The following is a 12,872-nucleotide window of genomic DNA, read 5'->3' as shown; positions in this document are numbered from 1 at the left end:
ATTACGAGTGAATCAATTACGAACCAACCGAAGGGAGCTCTGCTTTAGCTAATTACGAATGTTCGCCAAGCGAGGCTAAAAACTATGGTCTACTGACTACCAACTCCGGACTAAATTCCTAATGGTCGCCAAGCGAGGCTAAAACCCTGGTGTATTCTGCTATTTCTATACACTTGTCATCGTTGTTTCAATGGAAGTAGCCCTTCTTATTACCACCCCCGCCTCGGTTGTGTGTCTTCACCAACCGATCGAAACCTAAAAAAAGAGACTCAATGGTTTAGCAAGCAAGAGAGTTTCAATCCTTGTTTTAATGGATATGCTTCTTAAAGAGTTTTTTACACTGCAGACGTCACATATATTTTAGTTTCAATCCTTGTTTTAGTGGAAGTAGCTCTTAAAGATCTGACTCATGTTGGTGATTGTCTGGGCTTATATAGGTTTCAATCCTTGTTTTAGTGGAAGTAGCTCTTAAAGATTAGCACAAGCTATTTGTCAATAGGCGTAGACGGGTTTCAATCCTTGTTTTAGTGGAAGTAGCTCTTAAAGAGTCTCTGGAAAGTCGCTAAGGTTTCGGCTCGTTTTGTTTCAATCCTTGTTTTAGTGGAAGTAGCTCTTAAAGCTCCTAAATTGGCCGCCCCGAATTGCCGCAAGTCTGGTTTCAATCCTTGTTTTAGTGGAAGTAGCTCTTAAAGAAGCTTGCAGACTGTAGCTCTTGCGCTCGCTCTACAGTTTCAATCCTTGTTTTAGTGGAAGTAGCTCTTAAAGTTCGATATAGTCAGCAAGTAGTTCAGGGTTGTTTAGTTTCAATCCTTGTTTTAATGGAAGTAGCTCTTAAAGTTCGATATAGTCAGCAAGTAGTTCAGGGTTGTTTAGTTTCAATCCTTGTTTTAGTGGAAGTAGCTCTTAAAGCTTGCACACTGGATTCGACGATTGCATGAATCAGAGTTTCAATCCTTGTTTTGATGGAAGTAGCTCTTAAAGCTAGTATATCACTATATGTTAGCCACTTTTCGTCCTGTTTCAATCCTTGTTTTAGTGGAAGTAGCTCTTAAAGTTACCGGGCAAACTTAAAAAGAATGTTCAACCTCCTGTTTCAATCCTTGTTTTAATGAATATGCTTCTTAAAGTTGGCAAAAGGTAATGGAAATGCCTTGGGTAACCAAGTTTCAATCCTTGTTTTAATGGATATGCTTCTTAAAGACGTATCTCCGTGATCTGGGACTCGTATATCAATCGTTTCAATCCTTGTTTTAATGGATATGCTTCTTAAAGGTATTCCGGAATTGCCGTTTTGGAAGCGGCAATGTGTTTCAATCCTTGTTTTAATGGATATGCTTCTTAAAGCTGGAGCGTAATCTGTTGGCGTGCTACCAGCACCAAGTTTCAATCCTTGTTTTAATGGATATGCTTCTTAAAGTAGCGTGGTAAAAAATACCCATTTGCGGTATTTTGGTTTCAATCCTTGTTTTAGTGGAAGTAGCTCTTAAAGCAATTATAAACACATTTTTATTATTCATTTGAATTAGTTTCAATCCTTGTTTTAGTGGATGTAGCTCTTAAAGTTGCATATCATAATACATCGCGTTTTTTACCTGAAGAGTTTCAATCCTTGTTTTGATGGAAGTAGCTCTTAAAGACACTTTATTTCGGGGTTTTGCTTACATTTATCTGTTTCAATCCTTGTTTTGATGGAAGTAGCTCTTAAAGACAATATTGCTTGGGTTGTGTATAACGAAACACAAAAGTTTCAATCCTTGTTTTGATGGAAGTAGCTCTTAAAGGAGAATTGATACCACCCGCAAGGGGGTACAATACGGTTTCAATCCTTGTTTTGATGGAAGTAGCTCTTAAAGTCAGGCAATGTGAGCTTTTACGCCACTTTATCTTCCAGTTTCAATCCTTGTTTTGATGGAAGTAGCTCTTAAAGAATTTTATCGCCTTAAAGATGCTAATTTAAGTTATGTTTCAATCCTTGTTTTGATGGAAGTAGCTCTTAAAGTCCCTTCATCAAAGAAACAGGAGACGAGCTAAAATCGTTTCAATCCTTGTTTTGATGGAAGTAGCTCTTAAAGGGTTTTGCGAAAAGAAAGTTACTCAGGGCTTATGGTGTTTCAATCCTTGTTTTGATGGAAGTAGCTCTTAAAGAGCCCCCTTTCGACCAAGCCGGGGTGACAAGCATGAGTTTCAATCCTTGTTTTGATGGAAGTAGCTCTTAAAGCAATGTGTAATTTTCCTTTTTTGTTGCCATTACTAAGTTTCAATCCTTGTTTTGATGGAAGTAGCTCTTAAAGACGTTTTAAAATAACCAATACAAACAAACATAATCGGTTTCAATCCTTGTTTTGATGGAAGTAGCTCTTAAAGAAAACGAAATTCAACACTTAGATAATATTGGGGCATGTTTCAATCCTTGTTTTGATGGAAGTAGCTCTTAAAGACACAATGGGAAAACACCAACGTGCTCCGACTGCAGTTTCAATCCTTGTTTTGATGGAAGTAGCTCTTAAAGTTCGTAGTGTTTCAGGGTATCATCACCCACTACGTGTTTCAATCCTTGTTTTGATGGAAGTAGCTCTTAAAGTGCTCAAAGAGAAAGACAGTACACGACCAACCTCAAGTTTCAATCCTTGTTTTGATGGAAGTAGCTCTTAAAGGTGTACGGGTATGGGTTCTATTACAGAACTTTTTGGTTTCAATCCTTGTTTTGATGGAAGTAGCTCTTAAAGTCGTCTTTCTTTATTATCAACTGACTATCAATGAGTTATAGTGAAATCACTAGAGGTTAAAATCAAAAAAAACAATACGTCAAAGTGCTTTTTAAGCCCATTTTGGCAAGTTTTCCGAATAGACAACCTGCTTATAATCAGCTTGTTAAAGAGGTGTTTGAGACAACCTTAAATAAATTGCCCTCCGGCAAAGGTTTTCTTCTTATTGAGGGCACACGTTTCGATAGGTACAAGTTGCACATCTTTTTTTAGATTTGGTAGCTTTTGGAAAAATATTTTCATTGGTTACCGCCACCATTTCTTGTACTGCCGTTTTGACCGCTTGTTTGGCTTGTGGGCTGATCTCTACAGGTACTACTTTATTGCGCGAACGCGTATACACCAAAAAACCCTCGGTTACTTCCACCCCAAAATGGTCTTCTATCAACCAGGCATAGCAATACAACTGATGCAGGTAAGTTTGGTATACCCGCCCCTCATACACCGCAAACTTATAGTCGAGCGGGGCCGCCCTGCCATTGGCCAACATCAATACCTCGTCTATCTCGCCCCGCAGTGTTTTGTTGGTGAGGTAGACATTGGTGTGTTTTTCTACTACGCCCAGGCGTTGCCGCAAATACTTTGGGTTGAGCTTGGTTTTGCTTTCGTGTACCTGCCGTCCTTTTTGTACCTTATAGTGGCGGTCTTCGTGCTGGGCAATGTTGAGCACCCGCAAAAAATAAGTGAAACGCGGGCAATACAAATGCGCTATAATCTCAGAAGGAGTGACGCTGATCATGTCGTTCAAGGTTTTTATGGTTAAAAAAACAACGATTGTACCTGGTCTGTTACCAACTTTTCGTCAAGTGCCTGCCCCAGACACACCGCCTCGCGTACCTCGTCTTTGCTCATGGGCAAAATATACACCTTATCTTTGTTGGCGTCTATTACCTCTTCTACCTGTAGCGCCAGCGTGTCGCGACGGTGGGCATCTATAGTGCCCAAAAATACCGAATACTGTACCCGGCTCAACCCTGCTTGCTGGCAAAACTTGCTTACCTTGGTGCGTGCCCGGTCGTTTTCTATGTCATACAATACCCATACAATCATCTGTCTTGTTTTTTAGTTTATGCTATTATGAATTTAGGTTAATAAGTCAAAGATTGATTTACCAGCTTCTACGGTTTTATATCACCTTGATAAAAAATCGGTAATTGCTTGTACCTGTTAGTTTTACCTAAAACCCAGTCCCTAGTTCCCAGCGCCTCATTGATGCTATCCAGCTAACAAGCTTTGAGCAAAAGTTACCGCCTCTAGCTTGATAATATTTTCGCGGGTTTGTTGCTTACGCCCGTGTTTTACCTTGTCGCCCCGCAAATATTGACCTAAAGCTTCGGTAAGCAAGGGTTTGCCCGTTTCGTTGAGTCTTACCCCACCCTTGATGGCATCGGTATGCGATTGGTTTACTTTTTTTGCCGTAAAAAGCTTCATTACTACTTGCTCTACATACCCTCTATAGGGCTCAATAAAATCATATACCATGCTGCGTTGGTTGTAGCCATCGCGGTGCATAAAGCCCACAAAAGGGTCAATGCCCGCAATCACCAGAGCGTGTTCTACCATGCTATACAGCACCCCATAGCCATAATTCAAAAAAGCGTTGAAAGCATCGTGTGCCGGGCGTTTGCTCCTGCCCACAAATTGGTACGCTTTGGCAAGCACATAACTCAACGTCTCGAAGTACAACCGCCCCGCTGTGCCTTCCAGCCCCCGCAAGGTATCGGCAATGGCCTCGGTGTGGTCTGCTTCCAGGGCTTCTATCGACATTTGCATCGCCTTTATTTTATCTACTTTCTCGTGCAAGTAAGCCCGCTTGCTTTCCCGGTGCTTTTTGAGTTGTTCAATCATCGCCACCTGGTTGCCCAGCTTAGCGCTTAGCCATTGTTTTACCCAAGCCGTGCCCACCGCATTCAGGCTTGCCTCCAGTTGCCTTTTGCGTATTTTGGTGGTGCTGCCCAGTTTGGTATGCCATACCCTGCCTATAGGGTGGTCATCGTGTTGCATCAGCACAATGTCAATATTATTGATCAAAGCAAGGTGCATGGCGTCTACGCTTACGGCCGTACCCCGGTGCAAAAAAATACGGTGTACCGTGTGGGGAGCAATCGGCGGGTGGGCTTGATATTTCTTGGTTTTTGCGTCTTTGGTACGTATGCAAAACATTTGGTTGGTTACCTGAAGGTAAGCCCCTTTTGAGTTGATAAATAAATCGTCGGTTGTCATAAGCCTATAGTTTTTATAGCCTCAATCTTCTAGTGCTCTGGGTACTAAATTCCTTTCACATATTTCGGCTTCTTTTGCCTGCTGACTTCACCTAAAAAAACTCACGTAGCTTAGGCTATGCTCGTTTTTTGGAGGTTTGACAGCCACCAAAATAAACTCGAAATAGTGTATAAACTACTTAGTTCCCAAAGCACTAGTATAGGCAGTTGAAATTTAATATTTGCGTCAAGTATTTTAAAACCTATAATAAAGAGAAGTCTACCCATACCTGCCAGGTTTTGAAAACCTGGCAGGTAGGCTGTTAAGAATCTGGTAATTTCTTCCCCACGTTTTTGGTTTAGAAATACCATGAGATTATCACAACTTTCAAGGAATTGTTTGCCTACCTTGATTGGATAAACCAAAACTGATTTTTCTTTAAAATATACCCTGTAACGTAGTAATGGCTATTTTTGCAGGAAAAGAAAAATTTGGGTATCTTGTATTAGACAAAGAATGTTTACCTTATTTTTAAAATCATAAAAGTTTCCTCAAAAACGTGGGGCACTTTTTTAAAATTCTTAACAGCCTACCTGGCAGGTATAAAAAGCTGTTTTATTAAAAGTCTACCGACTGCACTTCAAGCTTGAGGTTGTTATTCAGTCATATTACCTATTTTGTAGCTCTTTGATTTAGCCTCTTATTTCTTACACTTGCAGCTTAAAGCTTGCCGCTATATCACCACTGCCCCATACCCCCGCGACACCGCTTTGCCAATGCCAATGCCTTGGGGCAATACCACATTGCAGGTAAAGGCGCCACTGAAGGCCTTCATTTTTTGATTTTTAAAATGAGTCGCTTCTTCCTTTACCTTGGGTTTTGCCAATATTTGGGCGGTAGCTGTGTGTCCCAATCCCTTGCACATGCTCAGCAAGTTGCCAATCAATATTTTTTGCAACAATGCTTCTCGTTCTTTGGGGCGGGTCTGGTGATATTTTGCGTAGTTTTTATCATTGAGGCACATCCATAAGGTGTCAAAGCGGTATTCGTATAGTTCGGTGGGGTTTACGCCCAACGGGGCACGGTTGGTCACAATGTTTTTGCTATATACCGGATAATGCGCCTCGCCCAAATGCAGGTCTTTGATATGTGAAAAAAGCTCGGCAAGTAGCTCGGCTCCCTCGCCCAGACCCAATAGGGTAGGGGTGCCCTTCAGCACCTTGTATTGCACCAAAGGGTATTGATAAATCGCCGACCCATCGGCCAGGTGGTTGTGCAACAAGGGCGACCGCTCTTTGAACAAGTTGCCAAAGTAGCCCCTGAGCTGGTGCCCCGCCGAAGCGTGCAGGCGCAATTCAGGAAAACGAATGGTGGTGGTTTTGATGGTTTGCATGGGTTTAGTAGTTTTGGGTAAGCGATGGATTAGGGTTTGTTTTGGTCGATGCATCTACTATCTGATAGCCCGTGTTTTGGGCTTGTTGCGCAGGGTTATAGGTGTAGTATTGCGGATGAGTGATAGGATCAATCACATAAAAATGAAAGACTGGTTCTATATCTTCGGGGGCGTGTTGGGGGTGAATGTTGATCACATAATCATAAAACACCGTTTTTATCTGGGCGAAAGCCCGCTTTTGCTCATATTTTTTCAGCGATTCATCATTATAAATCTTCACGTATTTTTCCCACACCTCTTTAGCCCTGTCATTGATCATTACAAACACCGAAGCGCCTGTTCGTTCTTCTATCAGCGAAAACGCACCCACTTGTTCAAACTGCAGCATGTGTATGGCTTCCAGGTAAGGCTGCTTGATCACGTCTGATTGGGTACGTACTTCCTTAAAATAAGCCTCAATCAGCCGCAAGTAATCACACTCTTCTATTTGCCGAATATCCTGCAGCACATTACACGTTTTTTGCAGTAGCTCTTGCCCATAAATAAGGCTGCTTACCTGCCTCATTTCTTCTATTTCGTACAAATATACCTCCCCCTGGGTAGCCTTTTCGTTGTAGCGGTTGGCACGCCCTGCCGCTTGTATAATGGCATCGAGCGGCGCCAACGCTCTAAACACGGTATCTACCGAAATATCTACTCCAGCCTCTATCAATTGGGTAGAGATGACCACCTTACGTTTGTTGGCAGGTTTTTTTATTTTTTGAATGATTTGCTTGCGCTCATGGGGGGTAATCAGGGTAGACAAGTAATACAAATCATTGTTTGCTTCGTTGGTTAGCTGTTGCAATTGCTCAAAGCATTGCTTGCTCAATTTTTTTGTGTTCAAAATCACCAATACATCGCGCTTGGGGTAGGTTTGCAGGTATTGGGCAACGGTTTGCCCAAAGTGATCCATAGACACGGGCTCTTGGCAACAGTTGATCAAGCGGGTGCGGTTAAAGTGTCTGAAGTATTGGGCATAATCGGGCACCAGCTCTATGATTTCTTCTTCGGGCGCAAAAATCAGCGGTTGGGTTGCCGACATCAGCACAAAGTAACAGTTAAACAAGCGCCCAATGGCTTTAAAACTACGGTTAATTAATTGCCAATAGGCATAGGGGATGGTTTGAATTTCGTCTAAAATGATGATAGAATTGGCAAGGTTGGGGAGCTTCATTACCAACGACTTATGGTTGGAGTAAATAGAGTTAAGCAACTGCACAAAAGTAGTGACTACTACCTCCGACTGCCAGGTTTCTATCAAAAACTGACTCTTGTTTACATCTAGCGGGTTGTAGCTCTCGTCGTCTTCAATCTCTTTGTATGCGGGCTCTGCCAAATGGTGGTGCTTGAGCAACACCCGCGAACTCTCATTATTGAGAATATCGCGGTATACTTCAAAGTTTTGGTCAATAATAGACGTAAAGGGAATCGTTACTACCAGGCGATGTTGTTGCCGCAGCATTTGTTTAAGCTCTAGCGCCACCGCAAACGAAGTAATGGTTTTGCCCAAGCCCGTAGGCAAGGTAATAGAGTAAATATGTTGGGTGGGGCTAAACCGTTGGCGCAAGCCCTCTAAAGCTTGGGTATAAGCCTGGTTTTTGAGTTGGTTGATCTGGCTAGAGGGCTGGTCAAACCCTTTCTTTTTTCTGAACGCTTCCACCAAGTCATTGCCCAGGTTCAGGCGTTGCTTATGGCGTTCGGTGTCTAAAATCACATCGGTTTTGTCGGCAAGCAATAAACTGCCAAACATGAGTTGGTGCACAAAAAAATAATCCATGCGTACCTCGTCGGGCAGTTGTTGCCAGGTGCCATACCTGGTGCCAAATTCATCTTCGTAAAAGTCTTCCAACTCATTGGCGTAGTTTTCATTGCCAATATATTCCTTAAAATCATCGAGGCAGTATTTCAGCCCTAATGTTTGGGCAAAAAAACGGATCATTTGCTCCGTTTCTTCCTCAGCAAACACCCCTATTTGTTGGGCGAGTTCATCCCTTTTATCGTCGTGGTTGCCCAAGTCATATAGTTCAGTTTCAAAGTCAAGCAACCTGCCATGGTGTCTTTTTACCACCGTAAAAGTAAAGTTTGCCAATAGCTTTTGCTCAAACTTGCTCAATTGGGTAGAGGCAAGGTACTCACGGGCTATTTGCCGGGTAAACAATGCCGATAGCAACGCGTGACTTTTGGGCCCTATCTCTTCATGAGTGGGCGATAGCAAATAGTGTTGAAAATAGTCAATGGCTTTGGTAATGTCGTGGTAGTTGCCCATCAAGCGCACCAGGTTTTTTATAATGGTGCGCCATTCGGGGCGCTGGGCAAACAATTGGTGTCGTTCCAGCAAATATACTGCATAATTGGTCACCTCCCCCAGGTGGTCAATCAACAACTTGTCAGGGTGTGATTTTAATTTATAAGAATAAGAGGTTTCCATGTTGTTTGGTTGTATAAATACGTTCAGATTTTACCCTAATAGGCTTCCCGTGGGCTTCTATCAACACCTCGGCATAACTTTGTACCACTCGCTGAGCGTTGAGCTCTATCGGAAACGTATCAGAGGTATACTTCATCTGTTGTTCGTATTCAAACGCTATCTCTCGGTTTTCTGAGAGGTTTACCGCCGTTACTACCTCTTGGGCTTCGGTGCTTGCCAGCAAATGCGCCTCTGCTACTGCCACAAACTTACAAGTGGCCGTAAACTGGCTCAAGCCCAGGTAAGGCGTAAAATGCGCCTGGTTGTGCTGTACTTTGTCTACCAATTGTTGCATTAACTTGTCGTTGGCGCAAGCCACAAACACCCTAAAGCAAGGATGCTTCAATAGCTCAAACTCTATTTGGGTGCGCTGCTTGATGTTGAAAAAACTCGCCCCACTTTTTTCGGTATCCAACAAGTTAAAAGCCATGGGCACTTTCTTTACCGGGTTTACCAACTGTACTGCCAGCTCGGTATCAGGTTTGGCAAATAGCTCGGCCACCGGAACAACTCCTTGGTTGAACTTGCCCGTTGACACCTCGCGCTCGATGCCCAAAATGGCCCCCAATAGCCCAACCAGTGCCGGGCGTGGGGGAATAGAGTAAGTAAGGGGCGAAGTAGTGGTGTTAAACTTCCTGAAATGCCCATACTCACTTTCTATGTCAAAAATAAGAATCGTTTTAGAGGGCATTTAAATCAAGTTTTCCATGCACAATTTTTACATTTTGGGTCAGCTGTAGCCGATCGTCCAAGCGGAGGTCTATTGATTCAATTTTATCACTAGAGTCTTTCAGCGAAGCCCATAACTTGCTCAGGTCTAACTTAAAGTCGTTGAGGCTACGCAAGGCAAGCTCGTTTTTTTCGGTTTGTAAAGCCACCCGTTGGCGTAAGTTGCCAATGTGCGAAGCGTCTTTATAGTTAACCACTAACATAAGCACCGGCGTTTGCCCAAACTTAGAGCGTGAAATCAGGTTTTTGGTGCCTTCCCAAAGCCCGTCTAACAACAAAGCACGGTCAGCTGCTGTCATTTGTGAATATTTGGCAGCCTTTTCGTTGATAATACCATTGAACCCAATCAAAGCATAAGGCACCTTGTATTCGGTACGGAAGGTAGCCTGCGATTTTTTATCGCCCGAAGCAAAAGCCCCTGTGCCTTGTTCGGTGGCAATCTCTACTTTGTGCAACGAACGCCCCATTTGAAACTGAGTAGGTCCGGTAAGGGTGATAGAAGCCTTGGCAAGTGGAATTACTCCGCCAAAAGTACGTACATCTATACAGGCCTCCAGCACTTTTTCTTTGCTTTCGCCAAAAGCCTTGGCGCGGCGCTTGCCATCCGATACATAACTTTTATCTCCTTCTTGGTATTGGGTTTCGCGCACGAAAATATCTTGGCCATTTTCGCCATTAAAGCCTTCGTACTCATACCAATAATCGCGCACGGTACGCTTGAGGCGTACATCAGACACTATGACAGTACTATCTTCGCTGTCGAACCGGGGGCGGTTTTCGTCTAGAGGGTTGCCGTTAGGGTTGGCATTTTCTATTTCATATAAAAACAGTATTTCGCTTCTGTTTTGTATTACTTCTGACATAAGGATGTAAGGTTTTAAAAGGTTATTTTTTTGATTCAGTATTTACATATTTCAACTCACGGATCATTTGCGTGCCTGCCACAAAATAAAACGAGGCTTCATTGTTCGACATCTTGAGTATTTGGTCGATGTGAAGCACAAAATATTGATTGAGTACCTTGAGCAAAGTAGGTGGAGTAGCCTTGTATTGTCTTAGCTTGCCAATGGCCTCGGTATACAGGTTTTGCAAATGTGTAGGGCTTAGTTGGTAGCCTTTGAGCTTGTTTTCAAACGGGGTGTTGCCGTTGAGCTGGCTATATTGCACGTCGAGCACATGCCTGACCAGTACCCCCAGCAAAAACACGCCACGCTTGGCGTCATTGCTCAAAAACTGGGGATTGTCTTGCATAAATTGTTCAATGCGTTGGGGGTCAAACCCCTTTTTTTGTTGCTCGTCCGATGTCGCGGTTTGCACATCTTCCGAAGGTGTAGTGTGTTCCATCGTTTGTATAGGTTTATTGGGTAAATCAATGACTTTAATTGCTGCCAAATACCTCAAAGCAAGGTGTGCCTTGAGCACCGTCAGATGGGTATTTTCTGCGTAGCCATCCGAGGTTTTCATTTTGTTATAATTAGCCCTGATCGCTTGCATAAAACTGGCATACAAGCTTTCTTCGGCCATGGGCTGTTGCTCGAACACCTGTTGCATGAGGCGGTAAAAGTCGTGTTCGAAAAATGTTTTGAGCAAGCCAAACGAAAACTTCAGGTCTTTCTTCTTTTTTTGCTTGGTCTTTTTGTCGGTAGAGGTATACGCTTTTTTGTACAACACATGGTCATTGATTTGCTTGGGTGTGTCTACAAACAGCTTCCGAAATTGAGAAGGAACAATCTCCTCCAGCAACAACTTTATCTTAATGGCTTTGGTGGTGCTGTTTTCTTCATAAAATAGCAGGTTCAGGCTAAAAAAATCGTCATCCTGTGCCACCATTTCCCAAATGGCATCCTCCCGCTTTTCGTGCTGCCTGCCTTGCTTCATCAAATCTTTATACAAGCCTTCAAGCTTTTCTATGATTTTGGGCAATTGTGAGCGGTCTTTTTGTAGTATTATCTTAGGAATGACATAATAAAACTTGCCATAAAAGCTCTTGCTTAGGTGTTGGGCTATGTAGTTGCGCCCCAGCTCAAACACCAGGCTACAGTCAGTACATATCGGGTAGTTTTTCCAATTGTTTTTTTGCTTAAAAAAACCACTCACCATCCCTGGTTTGTCTACTGTCGCATATTTATAAGGCGAGCCAAAGCCGTGTACCACTGGCTTGGACTGCAAACACCCTGCGCATAGCTCTTGAGTGCCTTCGGAGGTTACATCGTATTTTTTTGATTTTTCTTGGGTGCCATTTTCATACAACACCTCCTGAACAGCCTTAAAATCGCTCAAATAATACTTTTCACCGTCCAGTTCCAGCACCATGCTTAGCCCAGTGGCTTGTTGCTCTTTTTTGTCCAAGGTTTCGTATAGTTTGGTCAGCGCAGCTTTTACCTTGTCAGCGTTTTCTTCTTTGAGCAAAAACTGATGCACAGCGTTAAACATCTGAAACTCTTTTGTGTGGGGCGAGGTAGTCAAACGCGACATCAAAGCCTTGAACTGGTTATTGACAAGGGTCTTCAACTTCTTGTCTAAGTCGCCAAACTTGGTCGTAAAAGTAATGTCGCCTCCGCGAGCTGAGCCTTTGCGGTAAGCAAATTTTTCAAAGTTTTGCTCGCTCACCTTCGTGAGGTCGGCTGCTTTGAAAGTGCACCTAAACCCTGATGGAGCTACCGGGTGCAACTCAAATACCATGAGTGCCATGGAGTAGTCGGCTTTTTTGGGAAACATGTTTTGCACAAAAAACTGATACGGTGCTTTATTGGCTTTTTGCATGGCAGCCAGCTCAAGCTTGCCTATTTCTATAATTGCCCGGTCTTGCATAGGTTTGTGTGGTATTTTTTAAAAACAGCTAAAGTATAATGATTATATATTTTGTTGGGTTACTTAGGGCACAAAACAACGCCTTAAATACCAATAATTTATCCTTAGAATTGATGATTTTGTGTTGTTGGGGGTAAACATAGTAAACGCAGGGGACAACTTGTGTCTATGAGCAAAAAACTACCTTGCAAACAATGGCTAAAATGGTGTATTCTGCTATTTCTATGCACTCGTCATCTAAAGTAGTCAATTACGAATGGGCACGAAGCAAAGTTAATTACGAATGTTCGCAAAGCGATACTAAAAGCTATGGTCTACTGACTACTGACTCTGGACTAAATTACGAATTGGCGCGAAGCGACGCTAAAAAACTATGGTCTACTGATTCTGGACTCTGGACTAAATTACTTCCACTGCTTTGGTCTTAGTGAAGCGAGACCAAAGCACGCCAACACTCGAAGCA

9 protein-coding genes and 1 CRISPR repeat array are annotated in these 12,872 nt (G+C 43.0%); of the genes, 1 reads left to right on the top strand and 8 read right to left on the bottom strand.

All coding sequences use genetic code 11. The features are described 5' to 3' along the window. Positions 1-292 precede the first annotated feature (292 nt). A CRISPR array of direct repeats spans positions 293-2,726; the repeat unit is 37 nt; unit sequence GTTTCAATCCTTGTTTTGATGGAAGTAGCTCTTAAAG. 202 nt (positions 2,727-2,928) lie between these two features. From cas4 to cas8b, 8 genes are all read right to left on the bottom strand, one after another. Further along, complete coding sequence (gene cas4, locus Q0954_RS29760) at positions 2,929-3,504, bottom strand: CRISPR-associated protein Cas4 (protein ID WP_299464156.1); 576 nt, start codon at positions 3,502-3,504, stop codon at positions 2,929-2,931. A gap of 20 nt (positions 3,505-3,524) precedes the next feature. Next, positions 3,525-3,815 carry a CRISPR-associated endonuclease Cas2 gene (cas2, locus tag Q0954_RS29755; protein ID WP_299464153.1) on the bottom strand — a complete coding sequence of 97 codons (291 nt, stop codon included), beginning with the start codon at positions 3,813-3,815 and terminating at the stop codon, positions 3,525-3,527. Positions 3,816-3,980: 165 nt separating this feature from the next. Continuing rightward, on the bottom strand, positions 3,981-4,988 hold the full coding sequence (gene cas1 / locus Q0954_RS29750; protein WP_299464150.1) for a CRISPR-associated endonuclease Cas1: 1,008 nt from the start codon (positions 4,986-4,988) through the stop codon (positions 3,981-3,983). Between the two features lie 712 nt (positions 4,989-5,700). Then, complete coding sequence (locus Q0954_RS29745) at positions 5,701-6,360, bottom strand: CRISPR-associated endonuclease Cas6 (protein ID WP_299464147.1); 660 nt, start codon at positions 6,358-6,360, stop codon at positions 5,701-5,703. Positions 6,361-6,364: 4 nt separating this feature from the next. Beyond that, positions 6,365-8,830 carry a CRISPR-associated helicase Cas3' gene (cas3, locus tag Q0954_RS29740; RefSeq protein WP_299464144.1) on the bottom strand — a complete coding sequence of 822 codons (2,466 nt, stop codon included), beginning with the start codon at positions 8,828-8,830 and terminating at the stop codon, positions 6,365-6,367. After that, positions 8,808-9,560 carry a type I-B CRISPR-associated protein Cas5b gene (gene cas5b, locus Q0954_RS29735; protein WP_299464141.1) on the bottom strand — a complete coding sequence of 251 codons (753 nt, stop codon included), beginning with the start codon at positions 9,558-9,560 and terminating at the stop codon, positions 8,808-8,810. Before cas5b ends, cas3 begins: the two co-directional genes overlap by 23 nt. Further along, a complete protein-coding gene (gene cas7b, locus Q0954_RS29730) occupies positions 9,550-10,461 on the bottom strand; it encodes a type I-B CRISPR-associated protein Cas7/Csh2 (protein ID WP_299464138.1) in 912 nt (303 codons plus the stop codon). The genes cas5b and cas7b overlap by 11 nt, the downstream gene beginning before the upstream one ends. A 22-nt stretch (positions 10,462-10,483) precedes the next feature. Beyond that, positions 10,484-12,409, bottom strand: coding sequence for a type I-B CRISPR-associated protein Cas8b/Csh1 (gene cas8b / locus Q0954_RS29725; protein ID WP_299464135.1), 1,926 nt, complete (start codon positions 12,407-12,409; stop codon positions 10,484-10,486). Positions 12,410-12,612: 203 nt separating this feature from the next. Between cas8b and Q0954_RS29720 the strand changes: the two genes are divergently transcribed. Further along, positions 12,613-12,837, top strand: coding sequence for a hypothetical protein (locus Q0954_RS29720; RefSeq protein ID WP_299464132.1), 225 nt, complete (start codon positions 12,613-12,615; stop codon positions 12,835-12,837). Positions 12,838-12,872 lie beyond the last annotated feature (35 nt).

Origin of the sequence: uncultured Microscilla sp. (genome assembly GCF_947493425.1) — a bacterium.
Lineage (GTDB): Bacteria > Bacteroidota > Bacteroidia > Cytophagales > Microscillaceae > Microscilla.
This window is presented reverse-complemented; position numbering and strand designations above follow the sequence as displayed.